Origin of the sequence: Mesorhizobium sp. Pch-S, from assembly GCF_004136315.1 — a bacterium.
Lineage (GTDB): Bacteria > Pseudomonadota > Alphaproteobacteria > Rhizobiales > Rhizobiaceae > Mesorhizobium.
The window spans coordinates 1,499,240-1,524,895 of sequence record NZ_CP029562.1; the positions used below are offsets into that span (position 1 = coordinate 1,499,240).

19 protein-coding genes are annotated in these 25,656 nt (G+C 65.3%); 9 read left to right on the forward strand and 10 right to left on the reverse strand.

From position 1 onward, the window contains the following. The first annotated feature begins 25 nt into the window (after positions 1–25). Both C1M53_RS06985 and C1M53_RS06990 read left to right on the forward strand, forming a co-directional pair. A complete protein-coding gene (locus tag C1M53_RS06985) occupies positions 26–2,275 on the forward strand; it encodes a S8 family serine peptidase (protein WP_129411576.1) in 2,250 nt (749 codons plus the stop codon). After that, complete coding sequence (locus C1M53_RS06990) at positions 2,250–3,263, forward strand: M12 family metallopeptidase (protein WP_129411577.1); 1,014 nt, start codon at positions 2,250–2,252, stop codon at positions 3,261–3,263. The genes C1M53_RS06985 and C1M53_RS06990 overlap by 26 nt, the downstream gene beginning before the upstream one ends. A gap of 54 nt (positions 3,264–3,317) precedes the next feature. Here the strand turns inward: C1M53_RS06990 and C1M53_RS06995 are convergent, their stop codons facing one another. The 5 genes from C1M53_RS06995 to C1M53_RS07015 all read right to left on the reverse strand — a co-directional run bounded on the left by C1M53_RS06995 (position 3,318) and on the right by C1M53_RS07015 (position 13,471). Then, positions 3,318–3,800, reverse strand: a complete 483-nt coding sequence (locus tag C1M53_RS06995) for a hypothetical protein (protein WP_129411578.1) — start codon at positions 3,798–3,800, stop codon at positions 3,318–3,320. Positions 3,801–4,092: 292 nt separating this feature from the next. Then, complete coding sequence (locus tag C1M53_RS07000; RefSeq protein ID WP_129411579.1) at positions 4,093–5,445, reverse strand: HlyD family type I secretion periplasmic adaptor subunit; 1,353 nt, start codon at positions 5,443–5,445, stop codon at positions 4,093–4,095. Beyond that, entirely contained in the window at positions 5,442–7,190 is a 1,749-nt protein-coding gene (locus C1M53_RS07005) for a type I secretion system permease/ATPase (protein ID WP_129411580.1), read from the reverse strand. The genes C1M53_RS07000 and C1M53_RS07005 overlap by 4 nt, the downstream gene beginning before the upstream one ends. 138 nt (positions 7,191–7,328) lie before the next feature. Next, positions 7,329–7,658 (reverse strand): hypothetical protein, encoded by a 330-nt coding sequence (locus C1M53_RS07010; protein ID WP_129411581.1) that lies wholly within the window; start codon positions 7,656–7,658, stop codon positions 7,329–7,331. An 11-nt stretch (positions 7,659–7,669) separates the two neighbouring features. After that, positions 7,670–13,471 carry an SdrD B-like domain-containing protein gene (locus tag C1M53_RS07015; RefSeq protein ID WP_129411582.1) on the reverse strand — a complete coding sequence of 1,934 codons (5,802 nt, stop codon included), beginning with the start codon at positions 13,469–13,471 and terminating at the stop codon, positions 7,670–7,672. A gap of 336 nt (positions 13,472–13,807) precedes the next feature. On the opposite strand from C1M53_RS07015, the gene C1M53_RS07020 reads away from it, so the two are divergent. From C1M53_RS07020 to C1M53_RS07045, 6 genes are all read left to right on the forward strand, one after another. Beyond that, positions 13,808–14,944, forward strand: coding sequence for a hypothetical protein (locus C1M53_RS07020; RefSeq protein WP_129411583.1), 1,137 nt, complete (start codon positions 13,808–13,810; stop codon positions 14,942–14,944). Positions 14,945–15,496: 552 nt separating this feature from the next. Then, complete coding sequence (locus C1M53_RS07025) at positions 15,497–16,357, forward strand: xanthine dehydrogenase family protein subunit M (RefSeq protein ID WP_129411584.1); 861 nt, start codon at positions 15,497–15,499, stop codon at positions 16,355–16,357. Further along, entirely contained in the window at positions 16,357–16,830 is a 474-nt protein-coding gene (locus C1M53_RS07030) for a (2Fe-2S)-binding protein (protein ID WP_129416061.1), read from the forward strand. Before C1M53_RS07025 ends, C1M53_RS07030 begins: the two co-directional genes overlap by 1 nt. A 4-nt stretch (positions 16,831–16,834) precedes the next feature. Then, positions 16,835–19,099, forward strand: a complete 2,265-nt coding sequence (locus C1M53_RS07035) for a xanthine dehydrogenase family protein molybdopterin-binding subunit (protein WP_129411585.1) — start codon at positions 16,835–16,837, stop codon at positions 19,097–19,099. After that, entirely contained in the window at positions 19,099–19,344 is a 246-nt protein-coding gene (locus C1M53_RS07040) for a MoaD/ThiS family protein (protein ID WP_129411586.1), read from the forward strand. Before C1M53_RS07035 ends, C1M53_RS07040 begins: the two co-directional genes overlap by 1 nt. Before the next feature lie 475 nt (positions 19,345–19,819). After that, complete coding sequence (locus C1M53_RS07045; RefSeq protein WP_129411587.1) at positions 19,820–20,518, forward strand: DUF899 family protein; 699 nt, start codon at positions 19,820–19,822, stop codon at positions 20,516–20,518. 50 nt (positions 20,519–20,568) lie between these two features. On the opposite strand, the gene chrA is transcribed toward C1M53_RS07045, so the two are convergent. From chrA to C1M53_RS07070, 5 genes are all read right to left on the reverse strand, one after another. Then, positions 20,569–21,975: a chromate efflux transporter gene (chrA, locus tag C1M53_RS07050; RefSeq protein WP_129411588.1), complete on the reverse strand. Its 1,407-nt coding sequence runs from the start codon at positions 21,973–21,975 to the stop codon at positions 20,569–20,571. Continuing rightward, the gene (locus tag C1M53_RS07055) at positions 21,972–22,796 is read right to left on the reverse strand and encodes a sulfurtransferase/chromate resistance protein (protein ID WP_129411589.1); all 825 of its coding nucleotides are present in this window, start codon (positions 22,794–22,796) and stop codon (positions 21,972–21,974) included. Before C1M53_RS07055 ends, chrA begins: the two co-directional genes overlap by 4 nt. A gap of 119 nt (positions 22,797–22,915) precedes the next feature. Continuing rightward, positions 22,916–23,647 (reverse strand): ABC transporter permease, encoded by a 732-nt coding sequence (locus C1M53_RS07060; RefSeq protein WP_245488471.1) that lies wholly within the window; start codon positions 23,645–23,647, stop codon positions 22,916–22,918. A gap of 47 nt (positions 23,648–23,694) precedes the next feature. After that, positions 23,695–24,999 carry an MFS transporter gene (locus C1M53_RS07065; protein WP_129411590.1) on the reverse strand — a complete coding sequence of 435 codons (1,305 nt, stop codon included), beginning with the start codon at positions 24,997–24,999 and terminating at the stop codon, positions 23,695–23,697. Continuing rightward, positions 24,999–25,274 (reverse strand): metal-sensing transcriptional repressor, encoded by a 276-nt coding sequence (locus tag C1M53_RS07070; protein WP_129411591.1) that lies wholly within the window; start codon positions 25,272–25,274, stop codon positions 24,999–25,001. The genes C1M53_RS07065 and C1M53_RS07070 overlap by 1 nt, the downstream gene beginning before the upstream one ends. 161 nt (positions 25,275–25,435) lie before the next feature. On the opposite strand from C1M53_RS07070, the gene C1M53_RS07075 reads away from it, so the two are divergent. Continuing rightward, positions 25,436–25,642, forward strand: a complete 207-nt coding sequence (locus C1M53_RS07075) for a ParD-like family protein (protein ID WP_129411592.1) — start codon at positions 25,436–25,438, stop codon at positions 25,640–25,642. Positions 25,643–25,656: the final 14 nt, after the last annotated feature.

Below are 25,656 nucleotides of genomic sequence, written 5' to 3' on the forward strand. Positions count from 1 at the left end.
CAGCCCGCGCACGGGGTTCGAGGCGATGTTCGACAGCAAGGCAGCCGGTTTCGTCCTCGCCATCAGCCTCGGCCTGGCAGGCCCGGCAGCGGCGGACGAGAAGGTGCTGGTGCTGCGGATCAAGCCCGGCGAGCTGACCAGGGAGACCGCGCAGTTCATCGGCGAGAACGGCAAGCTGACGACCGTCAATTCCGACAGGCCGCGTACGATCCAGAACATCGTCCAGAGCATCTGCGCCACCGCGCCGCCGGCCTTCATCGTTGCCGTACAGGCGGCCAACAAGAACAGCGCCTTCGACTATGCAACGCAGATCGCGGCCGGCCAGAACATCCTGATGCCGCCCTGCCCACCGAAGCAGACGACTTCGCTCCTGGCCCGCAACGTGCAGCCGGGCGACACGGTGTGGGGCTATTACAAGACCGGAACGATCGGCGCGGATTTCGCCCCGAAATATGCGCTCGACGTCCCGCCCGACAATTATGCGCCGCCGCTGAACGACGCCCAGGTTGTCGCGATGTGGGATCGCGACATCAGCGACGTCACCTCCGACTCCATCTCGACCAAACAGGTCGTCGGCGCCTTCCCGCTCGGCCCGAACAACCATCTCGTCAGGCGCAACATCCTGGACACGCTAGGGGTGGGCGCGAAGTTCGACAGCTCCGGCAAGCTGTTCGCCGAGACGGGCCTGGCGATCAGCGCGGACCCGGACACGAGCTTCGTCGACATGTTCCAGCGCGCGAACCCGCGCATCGGCTCCGCCGATCAGCTGAAGCCGGGAGAGATCGTGCTGGTGCCGGACCAGACCCCGCAGGAATATGTGCTGCCGCTGCGCGATCCGGCCGAGAGCACCAAACTCGCCTCGCTGTCGCCGGAAGCCTTCACCAAAAAGCTCGGGACCCCGGTGACGGACGTCATGGAGACGACCGATTTTCGCTTCTTCAAGCGGCTCGCCGACAAATGCGTTCCCGAAGACGCCGCCAGGATGAGCACCGTGCTTGCCGGCGCCCGGCAGCTTCTGGAAGAGAACTGGAAACAGGCCGACCAGCAGTCGGCAACGGTGGCGCCGGAAATGGTGTTCGTCGACAGCGGCATCTTCAAGCCGACCGAACTTCCCGCGCACCCGGCCCTGCTCAAGAGCGTCGATCAAAGCTCCCCGGCGAGCCTGGCCAGTTCTCCCAGCGAAGCGGAGCTGGAACCGCCGAAACTGCTGCCCGATGCCATGCACGGCACCAATGTCGCCGCGCTGGCGCTGGGCACCAGCGACTTCGCCAAGCTGGCCCGGTCGATCGGGTACCGGATGAAGGTCCGTGCCTTCAGGGCATTCACCGAATCCACGACGCTGGCGCTGCGCCCCGACGGCTCCATCACCATCGTCGACGGAAAGGCGGACGTCGTCGTCCATACGGTCGATCGCGACCGGATTTTCGATGCCATCAAATATTCGGCGGACAGCATCGTCACCCTCTCCTTCGGCCGGGAAAAACCCATCGACGAGCTTCGCGCCAAGCTCGACCCGCTGTCGCAGACGCTGTTCATCGTGGCGGCGGGAAACGACCACAAATCGCTCGACACGATCCCGCTTTTTCCGGGCCGGCATGGCGGCGGCGAGGCATTCAACATCATGACCGTCGCCTCCATCGACGGCGACAGGAAGCTGTCGGGCTTCTCCAACTGGAGTTCGGATTTCGTCGACATCGCCGCGCCCGGCTGCGGCGTCGCGACGCTTTCCTACGACAAGGACCAAAGCGCCTTCTTCGGCGAAACGGTGAACGGCACGTCGTTCAGCGCACCGCAGGTGTCCTATACGGCGGCGCTGATCAAGGCGGTGCGGCCGAGCTATACGGGGGCCCAGATCAAGGCCCGGCTGCTTGCCGGCTCCGACATCGAACCGGCATTGACCGGCTCGGTGCAGGAGGGCCGTGTCCTCAACATGGTCAAGGCCCTGGCGCTGCAGCACGATGTCGTCGACGTCAGGAAGGCGAATGGCGAGCGCGAGCTCCGCTTCGGACAGCTGAAGCCCGAGCTGAAGCCCGACCAGTTCTGCAAGGCTGCGCCCGACATAGGCAATCTCAGGATCCTGAAGGTCATCCCGGCCTTCGACGAACGCGACGCGAAGCCCGGAACGACGACGATCAACTTCGCCGACCCCGGCGGGCTGGTGAAGTCGGCGACCTGCGAATCGAAGGACTTCCAGGTGACGCTGCACGAGCTATCCGGCGCAACGGTCCAGTTCTCCATGGGGGAGATCAATGACATCACGCCCGCCTGGCGCTGAAGCGCTGCCGCCGCGCAAGCGCTTCGCAACGCAACCGTGCCGGAACGGCGCCGGCCGCGTCGCCCCGACCTTTCTGGCAACGACCCTGCTGGCGACGACGTTGCTGGCGACGTTGGGCCTGCCGTCCACGGCGTGGGCCGAAGGCAAGCCGGCCGCGGTGGAACGGCCGGAGCAGCTGCTCGGCGCGCCCGGTTCCGTCTCGATCGACGTCAACGGGTCGGATGTCGAGGTGCCCTATGCGATCACCACGGATGGATATGCCGTTCTCGAGGGCGACATGATCATCGGCGGGGCGCAGGAGCTGTTCCAGCTGCAGAAGATGCAGGAGGACGAGGCCCGGAAAACACAGAAGCTGACGCTGGCGAGCGTCGACGCTTTCCAGCTCTTCGGCCTCTTCGACATAGCGGGCCGCGTCTGGCCCAAGGGCATCGTCGCCTACCGCATCAATGCCAATGTCGATGCCGACGGCAAGAAGCGCCTGGATGCCGCCATGGCGATGTGGACCAGCACGACGAAGATCCAGTTCGTCTCCGCTGTGGCGGGCACGCGCGCCTATGTCGAGTTCGTGCACGCGAACAACGCCGACAACTGTTCCTCCGAGGTCGGCTTCCTCGGCAGGCGGCAGCTGATCTACATGGGCGACAATTGCGACGCGGGCAACATGGCGCACGAGATCGGCCACGCGCTGGGGCTGGGGCATGAGCAGATGCGCAGCGACCAGGACAAGTTCGTGACGATCAAGACCGCCAACATCATGAGCGGATATCTGAAGTTCTTCACGCCGAAGCCGTGGGCCTATGTCGATGCCGGGAGCTACTGCTACGGCTCGCTCATGCACTACGGTCCGAAGATGTTCTCGAGCAATAATTTTCCGACGATCGTGCCCAAGGACCCATCAGCCAGGATCGGCCAGCGGGACCGTGTCGCCTCCTGCGACCAGAGGGTGATCCAGGCGGCCTATCAGGCACAATTCGCGGCGCGGCCCTGAGCCTTTGCAGCGGTTCGTGGCGAGACGGCCGCACGATGCCTACAAGCCCGGCCCTCACTCCCCGCAATAGCCGGACTGTTCGATCTTGCGGCTTTCCTGCGAAACCTGCTTCGGGGTTCCCGAGGAGATGTCGTAGAAACGGCGGATGCAGGTGTCGTAGCTGCCGACGCTGGTGTCCATCCAGTCGGCCTGCAGCAAGGTGCTGTCGAGCCGGTATTTCAGCTGCAGCTGGTAAAATTCCTCGCCGCCGAGCGTAAAATCCATCACCTTGCCGGTGCGGGCGTCGATGAGGAAGGTGAAGATGCAGGAGCCGCCGCAGCCGATCTCGATCAGGCTGAAGTGGCCGGCGAAATTCGGGCCTTCCTTCATGCCGTTGCGGATGCGCGTGCGGAACTGCGCGGTGTCGCCGGTGAATTTCGGCAGCACCGGCTTGCCCTTCAGGTGGGTCTTGACCGGATAGTCCGCGAATTGCGGCTCGGCCGCCGCCGTGCCGGTGACAATGGCAGCCAGCAGCGCCGCCGCGATCAGTCTCTTCATGATCTCCCTCCATGCCGCGGCCCTGTCTGTGGCGGCATGGCGGCCGTGTCAACACGGTGCGATGGGGATGCGTCAGATTGCGAAGGGAATGCCGGGGACGGGCTTTCGCCGGCTTCGCTCATTTGCAAAGCCCTCAGCTGCAAATCCCCTCTCTTGGATTTTCTACGACTTAGACTGCGCCGCCCTAAAGGGCGTGCTCGCTAAGATCGTGAAAATCCTTTCTCCCCCGCAAGGGGGGAGAGAGAGGCGCCGCGCCCGGCCTTCGGCCATAGCCCTCGGCGCTACGCCTTCGCTACTTCTGCCGGAACCCCTTCTCGAACTGCATGGCCAGCGGGCCGACGAGATAGTCGAGCGCGGTGCGCTGCACGGTTTCGATCATCACCGTGGTCGGCATGCCGGGGTAGAGATGCACCTCAGGCAACCCGGTCAGTTCCTTTTCGTCGATGCGCACCAGCGCGACGTAATAAGGGGCGTCGTTGCGTTTATCGATCAGCCGGTCGGCCGAGACCTGGATCACCGTGCCGTGCACCACCGGGGTGATGCGCTGCTTGTAGGCGGTGAGGTGGACATTGGCGGTCATGTCGGGATGCACGCTGGCGATGTCCTCGACGGCGATCTGGGCGTCGATGATGAGGGAATCGCGGTCCGGCACGATGTCCATGATCTTCTCGCCGCGCATGATGACGCCGCCGACCGAAAAGGCGGTCAGCCCGACGACCTCGCCCGAATAGGGCGAGCGGATGTCGATGCGGCTGAGCACGGCCTTCGCATTGGTGAGCTTGGGGATGACCTCGAGCAGCTTGGCCTGGGTGTCGCGCAGGTCCTTCGACACTTCCGTCATGCGCTCGTTGTCGAGCCCGGCCATCTGCTGCAACTGCTCGGCGATCGCCTGCCGGGCCCTGGCGATGTTGGCGGCCGTCTCGGCGGCCTGGCCTTCCAGCCCGGTGCCGCTGCGTTCCAGCTGCAGGTAGCGCGACTTGGAGATCAGGCCCTGCTTCAACAAGCCGGTCAGGCTCTCGCGCTCCGCCTGCACGGAGGCATATTGCTGGCGAAAGGCCTTGGCTTCGGCTTCCGAGCCGGTGATCTGCGCCTCCAGCTGCGCGATCTTCTCCTTGATGACGGCGCGCTGCCCGGCAAGCAGGGCAAGGCGGCTGTCGAACTGGTGGATCTGGCTGCGCCAGATGCCCTCGACATTCGGGTTGTCGCGCGCCGCCTGTTTCAGGTCGTCCGGCATGGTCAGGCCCGAGGCGTCGGCCAGCTCGGCCTTCAGCCGCTCCTCGGTCGCCCTCAGCACCAGAAGCTGCTGGTCGAGCACATTGTATTCGGCGCGCGCCTGGCTGTCGTCGAGCCGGATCAGCACGTCGCCTTCGCTGACGCGGTCGCCTTCGCGCACGTTGAGCTGCTTGACGATGCCGCCATCGAGATGCTGGATCGACTTGCGGTTGCCCTCGACGCGGACATAGCCGTTGGCGACCACGGCGCCGTTGAGCGGCGCGGTCACCGCCCAGGCGCCGAAGCCGCCGAAGAAGGTGGCGATGATCGCCCAGCCGGCGATCGCGGCCGTGCGCATGGAATCGCTGGCGGCCGGGGTGTCGGCGGCAGGCTTGGCACCCATGCGCGTCTTGTTGCGGACATCGATCTTCATTGTGCCGCCCTCGCCATCGTGGCGCCCTGGGCGCCGGCCGGGGCCGCCGGCTCGGCTTCCGGCCTGACCGTTGCCAGGCGGGTGAGCTGGCCGATCACCTCGTTCTTCGGCCCGAACAGCTCGACCGCGCCGTCCTTCATGACGAGCAGCTTGTCGACCACGGCGAAGGTGTTGGGCCGGTGCGAGATGATGATCACCGTGGTGCCGCGCTGCTTGCAGGCGGCAATGCAGGCCAGCAGCGCGGTGTCGCCTTCGGAATCGAGATTGGAGCTCGGTTCGTCCAGCACCAGGATGGCCGGGTTGCCGTAGACGGCGCGGGCAAGCGCGATGCGCTGGCGCACGCCGCCCGACAGCACGGCGCCGCCGGCGCCGACATTGGTTTCATAACCCTTGGGCAGGCGCAGGATGATGTCGTGCACGCCGGCCAGCCGCGCCGCCGCGATGACGTCATTGTCCTCGCCGTCGTCGCGGAAGCGGGCGATGTTGGCGGCGACCGTGTCGGCGAACAGCTCGATGTCCTGCGGCAGGTAGCCGAGATGCGGGCCGAGCTCCTCGCGCGGCCAGGTCGAGACATCGGCGCCGTCGAGCCGCACCGTGCCGGCGATGGGGGCGAGCACGCCGACGATCTGGCGCGCCAGCGTCGACTTGCCGGCGCCCGACGGGCCGATGATGCCGAGCACTTCGCCGGCGGCGAGGCTGAGCGAGACGCCGCGCAGGATCGGGTTGCGCGGCAGGCCGTAGACCAGGCCCTCGACCGACAGCCGTCCTTCCGGCCGCGGCAGCGCCAGCGCCGGCGCGGCGGCGGGATTGGTGGCAAGCAGCATCTCGATGCGCTGGCGGGCGTTGCGCGCCGCGATCATGTTGCGCCAGGCGCCGACGATCTGCTCGACCGGCTGCAGCGCGCGGCCGAGCAGGATCGAGGCGGCGAACATGACGCCGATGGTCTGCAGCCGTTCGATGACCAGATAGGCGCCGAGCCCGAGGATCAGCGACTGCATGGCAAGGCGCAGGAAGCGGATGAGGCTCTGGTTGGTGGCGGCGCGGTCGCTGGCGGTGACCTGGCGCTCGATGACGCGGTCGCGGTCGATGTTCCAGCGCGTCAGCAGGCCGGGCATCATGCCCATGGCGCGCACCACCTCGGCATTGTGCAGGCTCATGTCGGCGAAGGCGTAGTTGCGGGAGGCGAGATCGGCCGATTCCGCCATCGGGCGCTGCACGCGCCATTGCCCGTAGACGGCAAGCGCCACCAGCGTGACCGCCGAGGCGAGCGAGAACCAGCCGAGCAGCGGGCTCATCAGGAAGATGACGAGGATGTAGATCGGCGCCCAGGGCAGGTCGAACACGGCGTGGATGCCGGGCCCGGTCATGAACTGGCGGTAGGTGTCGAAATCGCGCAGCGTCTGGCTGCTCGCCGGCACGCCCCTGGCCGACGAGGCCATGGTGGCGGTGAGCAGGCGCCCCGCCATCTCGCGGTCGAGCCGCACGCTCGCCCTGGTCAGCACGCGCGCCCGCACGAAGTCGAGGCCGGCGAAGCAGGCGAGCGCGAACATCAAGACGATGGTCAGCATCACCAGCGTGACATGGCTGCCGCTCGAGATGACCCGGTCGTAGACCTGCAGCATGTAGAGCGGGCCGGCGAGATAAAGCAGGTTGATGGCGAGGCTGAAGGCGAGCGCGGTGGCGAAGTAGCGCCGGCAGCGGCGAAGCACGTCGCGCAGTTCACTGGATTTCGGCTCTGTCAGCATGTCTGGCCCCCACCGTTACGCGTTACCTCTGGACTTTCGTCTGGTTTCGACCGGCTTCCCGGCCCGCGCCGGGAGACGCCGCAAGGGAGCGGGGCCAGTTCCCCGCTCCCGATCGGTGCCCGCACGCGTCATGGCGCATCACGCGTGCAGCTGCAGGTAGCCGTCGGGTGAATTCAGCGTCACGCCGAGCAGCCCGAAATGGTCGCCGAGATCGGTCGCCATGACGACATGGGACTGGTTCTGCGACACCACCATGTTCTGCGTCGTGCTGTCGGTCAGAGCGTTCATCGCGGCAAAGATGGAGCTGCCGGACGGCACACCGCCGACCGCGGTCTGCCAGGCCGCGCTGTTGGCCTTGACGCTGGTGGTGAAGCCGTCCTTGCCCGGTTCGATGGCGTTGTTGTAGTTGAGGACATAGCCGTCGGCGGCGGTGATCGAGCCATCGCCATTGGTGTCCTTCTGCGTCACGCCGCCATTCTTCAGCACCAGTCGGCGATGTCGGTCAGCACACCGTTCGGCGCGTTGAAGTCGGGCACGCCGACATCGTTGAGCAGCGTGGTGATGGCATAACGGGCGAAGTCGCCCAGCTTGTCGCCACCGGTGCCGTTGGAAGCGCCGACGATCTCGCGGGCGTCATCCCACTCGATGACCAGGGTCTTGCCGTTCGAGCCGGTGACGATCAGGTCCTTGTGGTTGTCCTTGTCGACGTCGACATTGCCGGGCAGCAGGCTGGCGATGTCCGCCTTCTCGATTGTGCCGGCCGCGGCGAGCTTGGAAGCCAGCGAAACGCCCTTGCCGTCGACGCCGCCATTGCTGGTGTCGGCGCCGATGATCGGCGCATCCCAGACGTAAAGATGGTTGTACCAGAAGCCCGGTGTCAGCCCGACCGCGCCGAGCTCGTGGTTGCCGAAGGTCAGCGTGTTGCCGACCACGACCTCGCTGTGCAGCGGGTCGAGCTGTCCGGCTTCACCCTTGACCGCGACCAGCTCCTGTCCGCTGGTGATGGTCACCGTGGTGGTGGCATCGCCGACACCGTCATTGTTGTGGTCGACGGTCGCCGCCCAGCTGTTGCCGTCGGTGAACAGCTCGCTGATCGTGTAGGTACCCGGATGCAGGTTGACGAAGGCGAAGAAACCGTTGGCATCGGTCGTGGTGGTCAGGGTGTCGATCGTGCCGTTGCCGTCGACATCCCCCTTGAGCTGGATGGTGATACCCGCCATGGCGACATCGGTGCCGTCGAACTTGCCGTTGGCATCCATGTCGTTGAACTTGAAGCCATGGATGGAGCCGGGCACGAAATTGGCGAAGTTCATGCCGGTCTGGTCGTTGCCTGAGGTGCCGACGATCGTGTAGCCGGCCTGGCCGAGCGACTGCACATAACCGTTGGGTAGAACCTCATAGACCTTCTTGCCGGCATAGCTGGCGTCGAGGTTCTGGAACGACCAGGTGCCATCGGCCGCCGTCACCGTCGAGACGTCGCCCGCGGTGAGGCCGGCAATGCCGTCCTTCTCGATGTAGATGGTGATGCCGCCGAGGCCGGCGTCGCCGGTGGTCAGGCCATCGCCATTGGCGTCGAGGAACTTCTTGCCCGAAATGTCGAACTTCTCGAAATTGGCGAAGTTCAGCCCGGTCTGGTCGTTGCCGGAGGTGCCGACGATCTGATAGCCGGCCTGGCCGAGTGTCTGGACATAACCGTTGGGCAGTACTTCATAGACGGTCTTGCCGGCATAGCTGGCGTCGAGCCCGGTGAACGACCATGTGCCATCTGCCGCCGTCACTGTCTGGTTGGCGGCGCCGTCATTGTTCAGCCCATCACCATTCTTGTCGATGAAGATGGTGACACCGCCGAGGCCGGCATCACCCGCCGTCTGACCATCGCCATTGGCGTCGAGGAACTTCTTTCCCGAGATGTCGAACTTCTCGAAATTGGCGAAGTTCAGACCGGTCTGATCGTTGCCGGAGGTGCCGACGATCGTGTAGCCGGCTTGCCCAAGCGTCTGCACATAGCCGTTGGGAAGAACCTCATAGACCTTCTTGCCGGCATAGCTGGCATCGAGCCCCGTGAACGACCATGTGCCGTCCGCTGCCGTCACCGTCTGGTTGGCAGCACCGTCATTGTTGAGGCCATCGCCATTCTTGTCGATGAAGATGGTGACACCACCGAGGCCGGCATCACCGGCCGTCTGACCATCGCCATTGGCATCGGTGAACTTGGTGCCGGAGATGTCGAACTTCTCGAAGTTCGCGAAGTTCAGCCCGGTCTGGTCGTTGCCGGATGTTCCAACGATCTGGTAGCCGGCCTGGCCGAGCGTCTGGACGTAACCATTGGGCAGCACTTCATAGACAGTCTTGCCGGCATAGCTGGCGTCGAGCCCTGTAAAGGACCATGTGCCATCGGCTGCGGTCACCGTCTGATTGGCGGCACCGTCATTGTTGAGGCCGTCGCCGTTCTTGTCGATGAAGATGGTGACGCCGCCGAGGCCGACATCGCCTGCCGTCTGGCCATCACCGTTGGCATCGGTGAACTTGGTGCCGGAAATGTCGAACTTCTCGAAGTTGGCGAAGTTCAAGCCGGTCTGGTTCTGACCGGACGTGCCCGTGATGACGTAACCAGCCTGCCCGAGTGTCTGGATATAGCCGTTCGGCAGCACTTCATAGACGGTCTTGCCGGCATAGCTGGCATCGAGCCCGGTGAAGGACCAGGTGCCATCGGCCGCCGTCACCGTCTGGTTGGCGGCGCCATCATTGTTGAGGCCATCGCCGTTCTTGTCGATGAAGATGGTGACGCCGCCAAGGCCGACGTCACCGACGGTCTGGCCGTCGCCATTGGCGTCGGTGAACTTGGTGCCGGAGATGCCGAACTTCGCGAAGTTTGCAAAGTCCAGGCCGGTCTGGTCATGACCGGACGTTCCGACGATCTGATAGCCGGCTTGCCCAAGCGTCTGCACATAGCCGTTCGGCAGCACTTCATAGACGGTCTTACCGGCATAGCTGGCATCGAGCCCGGTGAAGGACCAGGTGCCATCGGCCGCCGTCACAGTCTGGTTGGCGGCGCCGTCATTGTTCAGCCCGTCGCCGTTCTTGTCGATGAAGATGGTGACGCCGCCGAGGCCAACGTCGCCTGCGGTCTGGCCGTCGCCATTGGTGTCGGTGAACTTGGTGCCGGAGATGTCGAACTTCTCGAAATTGGCGAAGTTCAGACCGGTCTGGTCGCTGCCGGAGGTGCCGACGATCTGATAGCCGGCTTGCCCAAGCGTCTGGACGTAGCCGTTGGGCAGCACTTCATAGACGGTCTTGCCGGCATAGCTGGCATCGAGCCCGGTGAAGGACCATGTGCCGTCCGCCGCCGTCAACGTCTGGTTGGCGGCGCCGTCATTGTTGAGGCCATCGCCGTTCTTGTCGATGAAGATGGTGACGCCACCGAGGCCGACGTCACCGACAGTCTGGCCGTCGCCATTGGCGTCGGTGAACTTGGTGCCGGAGATGCCGAACTTCGCGAAGTTTGCAAAGTCCAGACCCGTCTGATCATGACCGGACGTGCCGACGATCTGATAGCCGGCCTGGCCAAGCGTCTGGACGTAGCCGTTCGGCAGCACCTCATAGACGGTCTTGCCGGCATAGCTGGCATCGAGCCCTGTAAAGGACCAGGTGCCGTCGGCCGCCGTCACCGTCTGGTTGGCGGCGCCATCATTGTTCAGCCCGTCGCCATTCTTGTCGATGAAGATCGTCACACCGCCGAGGCCAACGTCGCCGACGGTCTGGCCATCGCCGTTGGCGTCGGTGAACTTCTTGCCCGAAATGTCGAACTTCTCGAAGTTCGCAAAATTCATGCCGGTCTGGTCGTTGCCCGAGGTGCCGACGATCTGATAGCCGGCTTGCCCAAGCGTCTGGACGTAGCCGTTGGGCAGCACTTCATAGACGGTCTTGCCGGCATAGCTGGCATCGAGCCCGGTGAAGGACCATGTGCCATCGGCTGCGGTCACCGTCTGGTTGGCGGCACCGTCATTGTTGAGGCCGTCGCCGTTCTTGTCGATGAAGATGGTGACACCGCCGAGGCCAACGTCGCCGACGGTCTGGCCATCGCCGTTGGCGTCGGTGAACTTCTTGCCCGAAATGTCGAACTTCTCGAAGTTCGCGAAGTTCATGCCGGTCTGGTCGTTGCCCGAGGTGCCGACGATCTGATAGCCGGCTTGCCCAAGCGTCTGGACGTAGCCGTTGGGCAGCACTTCATAGACGGTCTTGCCGGCATAGCTGGCATCGAGCCCGGTGAAGGACCAGGTGCCGTCGGCTGCGGTCACCGTCTGGTTGGCGGCGCCGTCATTGTTGAGGCCGTCGCCGTTCTTGTCGATGAAGATGGTGACACCGCCGAGGCCGACATCGCCCGCCGTCTGGCCGTCGCCATTGGCGTCGGTGAACTTCTTGCCCGAAATGTCGAACTTCTCGAAGTTCGCGAAGTTCAGACCCGTCTGGTCGTTGCCCGAGGTGCCGACGATCTGATAGCCGGCCTGGCCAAGCGTCTGCACATAGCCGTTCGGCAGAACCTCATAGACGGTCTTGCCGGCATAGCTGGCGTCGAGCCCGGTAAAGGACCATGTGCCATCTGCCGCCGTCACTGTCTGGTTGGCGGCGCCGTCATTGTTCAGCCCGTCGCCGTTCTTGTCGATGAAGATCGTCACGCCGCCGAGGCCGACGTCGCCGACGGTCTGGCCGTCGCCGTTGGCGTCGGTGAATTTCTTGCCCGAAATGTCGAACTTCTCGAAATTCGCAAAATTCAGCCCGGTCTGGTCCTGGCCGGAAATTCCATCGATGGTGTAGCCGGCCTGGCCCAGCGTCTGCACATAGCCGTTGGGCAGGACTTCGAAGACCTTCATGCCGTCATAGCTGGAATCGAGCCCGGTGAACGACCAGCTACCGTCCGCCGCGGTCACGGTCGACTTGTCGCCTGCGGTCAGGCCGGCAATGCCGTCCTTTTCGATGTAGATGGTGATGCCGCCGAGGCCGACGTCGCCCACCACCAGGCCATCGCCGTTGGCATCGGTGTATTTCTTGCCGGAGATGTCGAAGGTGATCAGCGCGGCAGGGTTCGTGCCCCATTCCTCGAAGCCGGAATTGGTCTGCCAGTCGCCGCCCTGGAAACCAAAGGCGGAGTAGACATAGATGTATTGGTGGGCGGCATCGTGGAGGAAGGCGCTGTCCGGAACCAGCACACGGATGTCGCTGTCGCCGCTGCCCGAGGACAGGGTCGAATTCATCGCCACCCAGACGTTGCCGCTGGCATCCATGTTGTAGACGAGATGCTCGCCGGCGACGCCGAAGCCGCTGCCTGGGGTGAATGGCGTGTTCGCGCCCGGCGACACGTGACCGACACCCAGCGTGCCGGAGGTCTCCTGGAAGATCTGCAGGCTGTCGAGCGAGATGAACTCCTTGTTGGCACCGGTCGCTTCATTGGAGTCGAGCAGGAATTCCCGATAGTTGACGCCATTGATGGTGACGATGGGAATCTCGCTGAGCAGAAGCGCCGTATTGTGCTCGCCGCTGGTGTTTTCATTATATTGCGGGCTGAGCACATCGCCGTAGGTGCCGGAGCGGTCGTAATTGTATCCCTGCTCCGTGGGCGGATTGTTCGGGCCCTGGACCTGGACAAAGGTATCGAAGGTGCCGGTGCCGGCCGATTGCCCGAAGTCGGATTTGACGTGGTAGACCTGGAACAGCGCGCCGCCGATGTTGTGGGTCGGATCGCCGCCCGGAACCGCCGACAGGTCCTTGGTCAGGTCGGCCGCGGCGCCTGAAGCATCCGGCGGCGCGGCATCGGTGAAGCTGGCGGTCGCGACCTGGCCGCTGGCCTGGTCGATCGCCGAGAGCACGAAAGCCTGGTTGAGCGCGTCGGCATTGACGTACCATGAGGTCTGGATGGCGCCGTTGACCAGACCGTCGAGGTCACCGGCGCCACCATCGGTGACGACCCAAGGCGTGCCGGTGCCGGTGAGGTCGCCGCTGATCACATCGTCGGCGGTGCCGAGAATGCCATCGGCACCGGCGCTGACATGGCCGACGGAGAATTCCAACGAGCCGCCGGTGGAGACATTGGAGGCGGTGATGCCCACCGTCTCGCCGGGCGCATAGTCGGCATCCGACTGGTCAAGCGTGACCCAGAGCTGTTGCGACGGGGTGACGGAAGAGGTTCCCTCGGTCGTCTCTTCAGGGATCGTAGGGTCGGTCGCTCCGGTCACGACCGGATCGGTCGTCGAGGTATCCCTCGTCGGAATGCTTTCCTGCGTCATGGCACCAGCCTCCAGATTTCTGTCGCATCACAGAAATTGTCGGCGGCGGAAAACACAGAAGCAGCGGCGCCGATCCTTGCCGGATCGGCGGCGATACTTCCATATTAGCTCATCCTAAAATAAGCCCCAAAGCAAAACTCAAAAACCCGCCTCTGTCTTGACTTGGTTTGTCAAGTTTTATTCTGCCCCGTCGCCTTTTTTCACTGAATGAAGACTACGCCCGCAGTCGATACATCCGCATCATTTGAATCAATGATGTGGCTAAAGATTCAGAATTCTGCTATTTTTCACGCCAGATACGTTGAGTTTGTATCTCCGCCGGGGGGCGGCAGTAACATGGGCGTTGTTCCAAAGGGGTTGCTCCGCAGGCCCATAGAGCCCGCGGTCGTTTCGGATCTCTACGATGCGGCACTCGACCCGCAGGGGCTTCGGGGGCTGGCCGAAATCGTGATGGCGGTCGGCCAGGGCAGCAGCGCCGCGGTCAGCCTGGAGCGCGGCAACAGCTTCGAGGAAGTGGCAACCTTCAATCTTCCGGACAAGGCGCTGCAGGACTATGCCGCCTATTATCGCCGCATCAACCCCTGCATCCCGATCGCCATGGCCCGCCATCCGGGCAACATCTCCCGCTTCAGCGACCTCATCGCCGAACAGGACCTGGAACGGACGGAATTCTACACCGACTTCATGCAGGTGCATGACACGGTCCGGGCGATGGGAGCGCCGGGCATCGCCATCGGCCCCAACCTTTTGCTCCAGGTCGGCGTTCATCGCAGCCGGGGCAGCACGGATTTCGACGGAAACGACGTCGCCCGGCTGCAGGGCATGGTGCCGCACCTGAAGAGGGCGATGCAGCTTCGCCGGCGCCTGTCGGGCGGCCTGGATATCAATGCGGGGCTTGCCGCACTCGAGGCCTTCGCCTTCGGCTGCGTGATCTGCGACGCCGCCGGCCATGTGCTGTTCGCGAACCGCGCGGCCGAGGCCCTGGAAGCAGGCGGCATCGTCACATTGACAACGCGACAGGGGCTGCAGGCACGCAATCCGGGCCAGTCCCGGCAACTCGCCACCTCGATCGGTGCCACTGCCGCCGGCGGCACCGGCGACGCCTTGATCCTGACCGCCAGGGATGGCACGCGGGTGTTCGCGCTGACGACACCTTTGCCGGTGCGTTTCGGCGGCCAGCCGGGACATGTGCTGGTCACCTTCAGGTCCGAAAGCGCCGCAACGACACTCGACGCCACCGCCCTGCAGCAATTGTTCCCGCTGACGACGGCGGAAGCGCGGCTGGCGCTGGCGCTGGCAGGCGGGCATTCGCTGGCCCGCTACGCCGCCGAACACAAGGTCTCGGACAACACGCTGCGCACCCAGATCGCCAGCATCCTGCACAAGACCGGCACCGAGAACCAGCGCGAACTGGTGCGCCTGCTCGGCCTTCTGCCGCCGGTGGACAGGATGGCAGGCGTCGGCAATTCGTGAGCCGTGCAGAAATGCTGTAAGGCGCGGCGTCTCTATCTCCCCCCTTGCGGGGGAGAAAGGATTTTCACGATCTTAGCGAGCACGCCCACAGGGCGGCACAGTCTAAGTCGTAGAAAATCCAAGAGAGGGGATTTTCAGCTGAGGGGCTGATATTTCTGGGATACCTTCCCTTTGTTCGAAGCTCGGCTTTCGAGAAGCTCCTCGCCCACGCTGTGCCGGCATATCCCCTCTCTTGCGATTTCTAGCACTTAGCCTGCGCCGCCCTGCGGGCGTACTCGTCTAAGATGCTGAAATCGCTACCCGGCCTTCGGCTATGGCCTCAGGCGTTCGTGCCTTTTGAAAGGTCCACTGGACCTTTCAATTCGCCCGCGGCGAACCAGGCCTTCACCCCCCGCAAAGGGGGAGACAGAGGCGCCGCGCCCTTCAGGCCGACCGCCCCGCAGCAGCAGCCGCACGCCCCTCTCGCCCTGGCCCACACATTCAGCACCCATTCCCGGATGACCATTGCCGGAGGAGCCTCTATAACTGTGCGCAACATGTGAAGGGGAGACGATGCGCTACATACGTCCGCTTACGATCGAGGATGCCGTTGGCCAGCTGGTCGGCGCATCCGGCACGGCCGCCATCCTGGCGGGAGGCAGCGACCTCCTGGTGAGGATGAAAGGCGGGTTCGTCGAACCCGACCTGATCGTCGACATCAAGGCGATCGCGGGTTTGAGCGAAATCCGGGAAATTGCGGAAGGCTTCAGCATCGGCGCCGCCGTGCCCTGCGCGGTGCTGGGCGAAAACAAGGTGCTGAAGAAGGCCTGGCCGGGCGTCGTCGAGGCGGCGAAGCTGATCGGATCCAAACAGGTGCAGGGCCGCTGCACCATCGTCGGCAATCTCTGCAACGCCTCGCCGGCCGCCGATTCGGTGCCGGCGCTGGTCGCCGCCGGCGCCAGGGCCGTGGTGGCCGGACCGTCGGGCAAGCGCACGGTTGCCGTCGAAAGCGTGCCGACCGCGCCGGGCCGGACCTCGCTCGCCAAGGGCGAGATCATCGAGGCGATCCTGCTCGACAACAGAGCACCGCGTTCGGGCGATGCCTATCTGCGTTTCATCCCGCGCACCGAAATGGACATTGCGGTGGTCAGCGCCGGCGTCAACCTGACGCTCGACGAGACCGGCGTGATCCGGACGGCGCGTGTTGCGCTGGGCGCGGCAGCCCCAACGGTGCTGCTGGTCGAGGAAGCGGCCGAAGTGCTGGTCGGCTCGAAGCTGGACGAGGCGACGCTGGAGCGGCTGGCCAAGGTCTGCGCGGGTGCCTGCCGCCCGATCGACGACAAGCGCGGCACCATCGAATTCAGGCGGAAAGTCGCGGGCGTGCTGGCGAGACGCGTCGCCACCACCGCTTATGAACGTGCAGGAGGCAAATGATGGCCGGCATTGCGGTTTCCACGACGATCAACGGCGATGCCGTCGAATATCTCTGCCAGCCGGACGAAACGCTGCTGGACGTGCTGCGCGACCGGCTCGGCCTGACCGGCGCCAAGGAAGGCTGCGGCACCGGCGACTGCGGCGCCTGCAGCGTCATTGTCGACGACCGGCTGGTCTGCTCGTGCCTGGTGCTGGGCGCGGAGGCGGAAGGGCGGCGCGTCGAGACCATCGAAGGCATGGCGCATGGCGACACGCTGCACCCGCTGCAGCAGAAGTTCCTCGAACATGCCGCCCTGCAATGCGGCATCTGCACGCCGGGCTTCCTGATCGCGGCCAAGGACCTGCTGGCCAAGAACCCGGACCCGACCGAGGAGGAGATCCGCTTCGGGCTGGCCGGGAACCTGTGCCGCTGCACCGGCTATGACAAGATCGTGCGCGCCGTCCAGGACGCCGCCAGCGTGATGAGGGGCTGAGGCGATGAATTTCGATCCACGTCTGACCAACCGCAGCTTCAGCGCCGTCGGCACGCGCCCGATCCGTCCCGACGGCATCGACAAGGTGACCGGCCGCGCCCGCTACGGCGCCGACTTCAACATGGCCGGCCAGCTGGTCGGCCGCGTGCTGCGCAGCCCGCACGCCCATGCCGTCATCCGCGGCATCGACACGTCGAAGGCCGAGGCGCTTCCCGGCGTCAAGGCGGTGATCACCGCGGCCGACCTGCCGGACCTCACAAATGGCGACAGCGCCCTCTACGACATCCTCGACAACTGCATGGCGCGCAGGAAGGCACTCTATGACGGCCATGCCGTGGCAGCGGTGGCGGCGATCGACGCCCGCACGGCGCGGCAGGCGCTGAAGCTGATCTCAGTCGACTACGAGGTGCTGCCGCATGTCACCGATGTCGACGAGGCGTTCCAGCACGGTGCACCGCTGATCGACGACGCCATCTTCACCGAGGGCCTGGTTGAAAAGCCGGTCAAGCCGTCCAACGTCGTCAAGCGCACGCAATTCGGCCATGGCGACGTGCACAAGGGTTTCGGTGAGGCCGATTTCATCGTCGAACGCTCGTTCAGGACCGAGCAAACGCACCAGGGCTATATCGAGCCGCATGCCTGCGTGGCGAGCGTCAGCGCCGACGGCATGGCGGAACTGTGGGTCTGCACCCAGGGGCCTTTCGTCTACCGCCAGCACTGCGCCCAGCTGCTCGGCATGGAAGCCTCGAAACTGCGCGTCACCTCCTCGGAGATCGGCGGCGGCTTCGGCGGCAAGACCCATGTCTGGGCCGAACCGGTCGCGCTGGCGCTGTCGCGCAAGGCCGGCCGGCCGGTGAAGCTGGTGATGACGCGCGACGAGGTGTTCCGGGCATCGGGCCCGACCAGCGCCACCTCGATCGACGTCCGTATCGGCGCGCGCAAGGACGGCACCATCACGGCGGCGGAAGCGACATTGCGCTACAGCTGTGGCCCCTATGCCGGCGGGTGGGCCGAGGTCGGCGCCATGACGGCGTTTGCCTGCTACCGGCTGGACAATGTCAGGACGGTCGGCTTCGAGGTGCTGGTCAACCGGCCGAAGACCGCGGCCTATCGCGCGCCGTCGGCGCCGATGGCGGCGTTCGCGGTGGAAAGCAGCATCGACGAACTGGCCGGCAAGGTCGGCATGGATGCGGTCGACTTCCGCATCAGGAACGCGGCGCAGGAAGGCACGCGCGCCTCCTACGGCCCGGTCTACGGCCCGATCGGCATCGGCCCGACGCTGGAAGCGGTGAAGAAACATCCGCACATGCAGGCGCCGCTCAAAAAGAACCAGGGCCGCGGCATGGCCTGCGGCTTCTGGTTCAACTTCGGCGGCCAGACCTGCGTCGACCTCAACATCGGCATGGACGGCTCGGTTTCGCTGGCCGTCGGCACCGTCGACGTCGGCGGTTCGCGCGCCTCGCTGTCGCTGGTGGCGGCGGAAGAGCTCGGCATCGACTATGGCCAGGTCAAGGCGATCGTCGCCGACACGTCGAGCCTCGGCTACAACGACATGACCGACGGCAGCCGCGGCACCTTCTCCTCCTCGATGGCGACGATCTCGGCGGCCCGCAACGCTATCCTGATCCTGCGCGAACGTGCCGCGCAGATGTGGGACATCCCCGCCGACGACGTCGTCTGGGAAAAGGGCCATGCGCTGGCCAGAGGCGAGAAATACGGCAACCTGTCGCCGCTGTCGCTGAAGGAGATCGCCGCCCAGTCCGGCACCACCGGCGGGCCGATCGCCGGCCATAGCGAGCTGGTCGCCGACGGCGCCGGCGTCTCCTTCGCCACCCATATCTGCGACATCGAGGTCGACCCCGAGACCGGGGCGACCCGGGTGCTGCGCTACACCGTGGTGCAGGATGCCGGCAAGGCGGTGCACCCGACCTATGTCGAGGGCCAGTACCAGGGCGGGGCGGCGCAAGGCATCGGCTGGGCGCTCAACGAGGAGTATATCTACGGCAAGGACGGTCGGCTGCAGAATGCCGGCTTCCTCGACTACCGCATCCCGGTCTGTTCGGACCTGCCGATGATCGACACGCAGATCCTCGAGATCCCCAATCCCAACCACCCCTACGGCGTGCGCGGCGTCGGCGAGACCTCGATCGTGCCGCCGCTGGCGGCGATCGCCAATGCGGTCTCGAACGCCGTAGGCGTGCGCATGACGCATATCCCGATGTCGCCGCCGCGCATCCTGGCGGCGCTCGAGGTCGAACGGAAAGCCTGATGGTCGCCGTCACGCTCTGGGGATCGCTCGCCGCTGTCGCCGGAGGCAAGGACAAGCTCGACATCGAGGCCAAGGACATCCGGGAACTGTTCCGCAAACTTGCCGAACAGTACCCGGCCATCGAGCCGTTCATCAACCGCGGCATCGCGGTCGCCATCGACGGCACCATCTACCGCGACACCTGGTCGAAGAAGCTGCCGGAAGGGGCGGAGATCTTCCTGCTGCCGCGGTTGGCGGGCGGATAGCGGCCCCGCCCTTGCAGCGTGGCGACCGTTGCCGGCACGTCCTCATACATGGTGCGTCCTTCGAGGCTCGCTTCGCGAGCACCTCAGGATGAGGATCGCTGTGCCTTTCGGGCGAGAATCCGGAACGTCCTGGAGATTGAGCGCCGTTCACCCAACGCCCCTCATCCTGAGGCGCTGTGCCTCGCGGGCGAGAATTCTGGAACGTCTCAGAGATTGAGCGCCGTTTCACCCAGCGCCCCTCATCCTGAGGTGCTCGCCCGCACATCGACTGAAAGCACAGCCCGGCCCTTTGCGGGGCGAGCCTCGAAGGACGCACCCAATCTTGCCTTCGAACCGTTCGCTGGCAAGAACGGGCAGGAGTGTTGGAACGCCGGGCGTGCCGGGCACGTTTTCAAGCGTAAGATAGCGGTGCTGGCCGCCCGCAGCCGGGTCAGCGCTTCCGCATGCAACGAACGACCCTGGGAGGTTCAGCAGCATGTCCACCTCATCAAGCGAACTGGCGACAAAACGCAGACCCCGCCCCGGAGAAAGCGAAGCCTATGCGCAGGCCCGGCAGGAATTGCTGGCGCAGGAGATCGAACTGCAGCGGCATATCGACCGCGTCGCCGAGCAGCGGCGAAAGCTGCCGCCGGGCCCGGCCATCGAGAAGGATTATCGCTTCAAGGATGTGAACGGCACGGAGGTCGGCCTCGGCGACCTGTTCGGCGACAAGCAGACGCTGGTCACCTATTTCTGGATGTACGGACCCGAGCGCGAGCGGCCCTGCCCGATGTGCACCAACCTGCTCGGTCCGTTGAACGCCAACGCCAACGACCTGAAGCAGCGCGTGGCGCTGGCCATTCTCGGGCGCAGTCCGGTGGAACGGCAGGTGGCGTTCGCCCGGGAACGCGGCTGGCAGCATCTGCAATTCCACCAGACGGTCGGCGACGACTATGCCCTCGATTTCCGCGGCCTCGATCCGGCCAAGGGCTGGGAATATCCGGTGCTGGCCGTGTTCCAGAAATCCGGTGATGGCGGCGTGCGGCTGTTCTGGAAGGGCGAGATGACCGGCGAAATGGCCGATGCCGGCAAGGATCCGCGCGGCGGCCCGGATTTCGCGCCGCTGTGGTCGGCCCTCGATCTCACGCCCGAAGGCCGCGGCGACAAATGGTACCCCAGGCTGGAGTATTATTGATCTACCGTTTCGGGATTGCGCTCGACAGCGCAATCCCGAAACGAAGTAAATCAGATTGTGCCGGCCGCCAGCCCGTAGAGCACGCCGAGCAGCGAACATCCCGCCAGCACCCAGAGCATGCCGATCCGGAAGCGGAACACGGCCAGCAGGGCGACGATCGCCAGGGCAAGTGCTGCCAGCTTCACGCTGGCCAGCACCGGGACATCGAGGGTCGCGCCCAGGGCATGGATCTCCCGGACCTCGCCGAACAGCACGTGCAAGGCGAACCAGACGGCGAGGTTGAGGATCACCCCGACCACGGCGGCAGTGATCGTGGCCAGCGCTGCCGACAGCGCCCTGTTAGAGCGCAGCGCCTCGATGTAGGGCGCGCCGAGGAAAATCCACAGGAAGCAGGGCGTGAACGTCACCCAGGTGGTGAGCAGTCCGCCCAGCGTGCCGGCAAGCAGGGGATGCATGGCGCCCGGCGCGCGGAACGCCCCCATGAAGCCGACGAACTGGGTGACCATGATCAGCGGGCCGGGCGTGGTCTCGGCCATGCCCAGCCCGTCCAGCATCTCGCCTGGCTTCAGCCAGCCGTAGGTGTCGACCGCCTGCTGGGCGACATAGGCGAGCACGGCATAGGCACCACCGAAGGTGACCACCGCCATCTTGGAGAAGAAGACGGCGATCTGTGAAAAGACGTTCGCCTGCCCGTAGAGCGAAAGCAGGACCGCCACCGGCGCCAGCCACAGCATGAGCAGGATAGCCGCCATCTTCAGCGACGACCTGCCGGCATGAAGGGCATGCGCCGGAATGTCTTCGCCAAGCGCGGTATCGGCATCGGCGACCTCATGCGCTCCCATCTTGCCGTGACCGCCGGCAGCCGCGAAGGCGGCCCAGCCGGCACGGCCGCCGACGTATCCGATGAGCGCCGCAGCGATCACGATCAGCGGGAACGGCACCCGGAAGACGAAGATGGCGATGAAGGCGGCGGCGGCCAGTGCAATCATGACGGCGTTGCGCAGTGCTCGCCTGCCGATGCGCATAACGGCTTCCAGCACGATGGCCAGCACGGCGGCCTTGAGGCCGAGGAACAGCGACTGCACGAGCCCGGCATTGCCGAAGATCGCGTATATCCAGCTCAGCGCCATGATGGCGACGAAGCCGGGCAGCACGAAGAGGATGCCGGCAACGAGGCCGCCCTTCGTCCTGTGCAGCAGCCAGCCGATATAGATGGCGAGTTGCTGTGCTTCGGGGCCGGGCAGAAGCATGCAGTAGTTCAGCGCGTGCAGGAACCTCGTCTCGCCGATCCAGCGTTTTTCCTCGACCAGGATGCGGTGCATGACCGCGATCTGCCCGGCGGGACCGCCGAAGCTCAGCGCGGCGATCCTGGCCCAGACCTTCACCGCCTCGGCGAAGCCTATGCCGTGCGCCGCCGGACGGTCGGCGAGACGTGCGTCGGGAGCGGCGGCGGTCATGACGCAGCTCCCGGTCTGGCGCTTGGCCAATTATGGCTCTCGTCGGTGGCGTCGCGGCACCAGCGGTAGAAGGCGTCGTAGAGCGTCATGCCCGCTTCAAGCTGGGCGAGATCGTCGGAATGCATGCGCGACAGGCCGAGCGAAGCAGCAAGCAGCCCGGCGGCTTCCGGCGCCAGGTCGAGACGGGCGGTGTCGGCGCCGCGCACGATGGCGGCGAGCCGCAGCAGCGGTTCAGTGCCGAGGCCGAACTCCTCGACCATGGTGTCGAAGGTGCAGGTCTCGCCGCGATGGCTCCAGAAGACGTTCTCGACGTCGAACGGGGTGGCGTCGAACCTGTCGGCGACGCCCGCCACTTCCTGCGGCGCGACGAACAGGAAGGCCGCGTGCGGATCGACGAAGCGGCGGATCAGCCAGGGACAGGCGATGCGGTCGATCTTCGGGCGCGCCCGTGTCACCCAGACGGTGCGGCCCGCCGTATCACGAGGCGGCAGCCTGGCGGCGGGCACGGCCGGCAGACCGGAAGCAAACCAGGCCTCGATACCGCCTTCGAGCGACTCGGCGGGGGTGCCCAGCTGCCGCAGCCATGAGGCGCTGCCTTCGCTCAGTTTCCTGCCGGCCTGGCAGATCACCACCGCCGAGGGCCGGGTGATCGTGGGGTACCATGTCTGGACGTCCCGATGAGATCGCCTGATCGAACCTGGCACGAGCCGGGGATCGAGAGCGAAATCCTCGTCATTGCGCACATCGATCAGCGCCGGGCAGTGCGGCGTGCCGATCAGGCGAGCGAGCTTGTCGGTGGAGATGGTGGTTGGAGATGGCATGACGCGTCCTTCCGTTTCACGGGTTTCTGGACGCGATGCTTGGGCCTGAGCCTCGTGGGGAGATCGCAATCCCCATGGGCAGGATCATTCGCCCGATGCGGGGCCGAGTCAAGACACGATCAGGCCCGGACGGCATTGGCCGCCACGACGAGAATGACGAGACCTGCCGCTGCCTGGATGGAACGGCCGAACCAGTCGATCAGGCGCGGCCAGCGCGCGAGGGCGCCGAGCACGTGCTGGCGGAAGAACACCGCCGCGAAGGCCACCGCCGACAGGGTGAGGCCGACGCCGATCAGCATCGTTGCCGCAAACGCGATCCCTGCCTGCGGCACCCCGCGCGTGATGGCGAAGGTCATCACGAAAAGTGTCAACGGACATGGGATCAGCCCCGCCATGAACCCCATCGCCGTTCCTTCGCGATGGCCATGGCCGTGTGTCCCCCGCAAGGCTTGCCACAGCATCCACAGGCCGATCAGGCCGAGCAGGCCACGGCTCGCCTGTTCCAGTGCCGGAGCCCTGCCGACGCTACCCAGCGTCACCGACACCAGCGGCAGGGCCAGCAGGGCAATCAGCACGGCCGTGCTTATATGCACCAGCGACAGGACCCATGTGGTGAGCATTGCCTGTCGCAGCGACGCGGATGAGCCTGTCAGATAGGTGGCCAGCAGCGCCTTGCTGTGGCCGGGCGTCGCGGCATGAATGGCGCCGAAGACAATGCCCATCGGCAGATAGACGAGCAGCGGCTGCCAGTCGCCGGTCTGCGCGAAGTCGGCAATCCTGGCCGCCAGCGCCAGGTAGATCTCGCGCTGGGCAGCGATTGCATGCTGGAGCCAAGCGTAGAGCCACATCATGGGTCATGCCCCTCGAAGAGAGGCAACGGTGACGTGTCCGCCCGGCGTCAATGCCGGCGCGGCCATGCCGCATGCATGTCGTCGATCACATAGGCATGGACATGGCGGCGATGCCCGGCAAGGTGCGGATGGCTTGCCGGCAGGTCGTCATGGCTGTGCTCGACCATGTCGGGATCATCGGCGGGCCACAGCCGCACCGCCAGGGCCGCCGCCGCCGCCGCTATCGCGGCAAGGACGACCGCGGTTGCCGGCAGGCCGATCATGGCGCCGACCCGGCCGGCCAGCGGGTAGGCGAGCAGCCAGCAGGCATGGGACAGCGCGAACTGCGCCGCGAAGATGGCCGGCCTGTCCTCGGGGTTGGCCGAGCGCCGCAGCAGGCGGCCTGAAGGCGTCTGCGCGACGGAATAGCCGATGCCCAGAACGAACCATAGCGGCAGCAGCCAGGCAAAGGAGGGAAGCAGCGCTGCCAGCAATGTCGCCGCGGCGAGCAGGCCGGTGCCGCACAGCATCGCCGTGCGGTCGGGTACCCGCTCGAGCAGGCGCGGCAAAACAAGCGCTGCGATCATCGAGCCGCCGCCGAATGCGGCAAGCGCCAGCGCGGTCCGGCTCTGATCCAGCCCGAACTGCGCCTGGACGTAGACGACCGTGTTGACGATGACCAGCGCACCGGCGGCAGCAACCGCCATGTTGATGGCGAGCAGGCCGCGCAGGCGCGGCGTGGCGAGATAGATGCGCATGCCGCGCGTCGTGCGGTCGTAGATGCCGCGCGGAGCGGATGGTTTCGGGCTGGGCAGGACGACGGTCAGCACCAGGGCTGCCGACGCCAGGAAGCCGATGACGGTGCCCCCGAACAGGCTGTGGAAGGAAATCAGCGTCAGCAATGCCGCCGCCAGAATCGGGCTGAGCAGGCTCTCCAGATCGTAGGCCAGCCGGGAAAGCGACAAGGCGCTGGTGTAGTCCTTCTCATCCGGCAGGACATCGGGAATCGTGGCCTGGAAGGTCGGGGTGAAGGCGGCGGACGCCGACTGCAGCACAAAGATCAGGACATAGACCTGCCAGATTTCGGTGACGAAGGGCAGGAACAGCGCGACCGCGGCGCGCACCAGATCGAGACTGACGAGCATGGTGCGGCGCGGCCAGCGCTCGGCAAAGGCGGATGCGACCGGCGCCACGCCGACATAGGCGATCATCTTGATGGCAAGGGCGGTTCCGAGCACCGCGCCGGCCTGGCCGCCAGCCAGATCATAGGCGAGAAGACCGAGCGCCACGGTAGCCAATCCCGTGCCGACAAGCGCGATGACCTGCGCGGCGAACAGGTGCCGGTAGGTTCGATCCCTCAGAACAGCCAGCATCACAGATACTTCGCGATTTCCTTGAATTCGTCGATCGATGCGCGCTGATCCTGACCGAGCTTGCCGACAACATGATCCAGGCAATGGTCGAGATGATCCTGGATCAGCGTCTTCTTGGCCTGCGCGATCGCTTTTTCGACGGCGTGCAATTGCTGGGCGATGTCAAGGCAGGGGCGCCCTGCCTCGATCATCTCGACGACGCTGCGCAGGTGCCCATCGGCCCGCTTCAGGCGCTTGACGATTTCGGGATGGGTTTCGTGACGATGCGGTTCCATGCCGGATTTTTATCCTCCTGGGGAGGATGTGGCAAGTATCCCCTAGGGGAGGATATTTTCGAGGCACGGCGCCTCTTTCTCCCCCGCGACGGGGAGATAGGTGCCGCTTGACCCATCGACATACGAACCATATATGCTCCGTATATCAATCGGAGACAGACATGGGCATCGTGAAGATCGACGAGGACCTGCATGAGGAAGTGCGGCGCGCCTCGACCGTGATGTGCCGGTCCATCAATGCGCAGGCTGAGTTCTGGATGAAGATCGGCATGCTGGCCGAGGCCAACCCGACGCTGTCGTTCACCGAGATCGTCAAGCGGGAACTGGCCACGGCGCAGGACCGCCCTGCCCCCAGTCTCGTAGCCTGATGCTGGTCGCGATC

Bases quoted from the DNA above. Each gene is read 5' to 3' on its own strand.
- C1M53_RS06995 (WP_129411578.1), bottom strand. From the start codon at position 3,800: ATGAAGAGACTGATCGCGGCGGCGCTGCTGGCTGCCATTGTCACCGGC.
- C1M53_RS06990 (WP_129411577.1), top strand. From the start codon at position 2,250: ATGACATCACGCCCGCCTGGCGCTGAAGCGCTGCCGCCGCGCAAGCGC.
- C1M53_RS07030 (WP_129416061.1), top strand. From the start codon at position 16,357: ATGGCCGGCATTGCGGTTTCCACGACGATCAACGGCGATGCCGTCGAA.
- C1M53_RS07015 (WP_129411582.1), bottom strand. From the start codon at position 13,471: ATGACGCAGGAAAGCATTCCGACGAGGGATACCTCGACGACCGATCCG.
- C1M53_RS07020 (WP_129411583.1), top strand. From the start codon at position 13,808: ATGGGCGTTGTTCCAAAGGGGTTGCTCCGCAGGCCCATAGAGCCCGCG.
- C1M53_RS07000 (WP_129411579.1), bottom strand. From the start codon at position 5,445: ATGAAGATCGATGTCCGCAACAAGACGCGCATGGGTGCCAAGCCTGCC.
- C1M53_RS07035 (WP_129411585.1), top strand. From the start codon at position 16,835: ATGAATTTCGATCCACGTCTGACCAACCGCAGCTTCAGCGCCGTCGGC.
- C1M53_RS06985 (WP_129411576.1), top strand. From the start codon at position 26: ATGTTCGACAGCAAGGCAGCCGGTTTCGTCCTCGCCATCAGCCTCGGC.
- C1M53_RS07005 (WP_129411580.1), bottom strand. From the start codon at position 7,190: ATGCTGACAGAGCCGAAATCCAGTGAACTGCGCGACGTGCTTCGCCGC.
- C1M53_RS07065 (WP_129411590.1), bottom strand. From the start codon at position 24,999: ATGCTGGCTGTTCTGAGGGATCGAACCTACCGGCACCTGTTCGCCGCG.
- C1M53_RS07070 (WP_129411591.1), bottom strand. From the start codon at position 25,274: ATGGAACCGCATCGTCACGAAACCCATCCCGAAATCGTCAAGCGCCTG.
- C1M53_RS07045 (WP_129411587.1), top strand. From the start codon at position 19,820: ATGTCCACCTCATCAAGCGAACTGGCGACAAAACGCAGACCCCGCCCC.
- C1M53_RS07040 (WP_129411586.1), top strand. From the start codon at position 19,099: ATGGTCGCCGTCACGCTCTGGGGATCGCTCGCCGCTGTCGCCGGAGGC.
- C1M53_RS07055 (WP_129411589.1), bottom strand. From the start codon at position 22,796: ATGCCATCTCCAACCACCATCTCCACCGACAAGCTCGCTCGCCTGATC.
- chrA (WP_129411588.1), bottom strand. From the start codon at position 21,975: ATGACCGCCGCCGCTCCCGACGCACGTCTCGCCGACCGTCCGGCGGCG.
- C1M53_RS07075 (WP_129411592.1), top strand. From the start codon at position 25,436: ATGGGCATCGTGAAGATCGACGAGGACCTGCATGAGGAAGTGCGGCGC.
- C1M53_RS07060 (WP_245488471.1), bottom strand. From the start codon at position 23,647: ATGATGTGGCTCTACGCTTGGCTCCAGCATGCAATCGCTGCCCAGCGC.
- C1M53_RS07025 (WP_129411584.1), top strand. From the start codon at position 15,497: ATGCGCTACATACGTCCGCTTACGATCGAGGATGCCGTTGGCCAGCTG.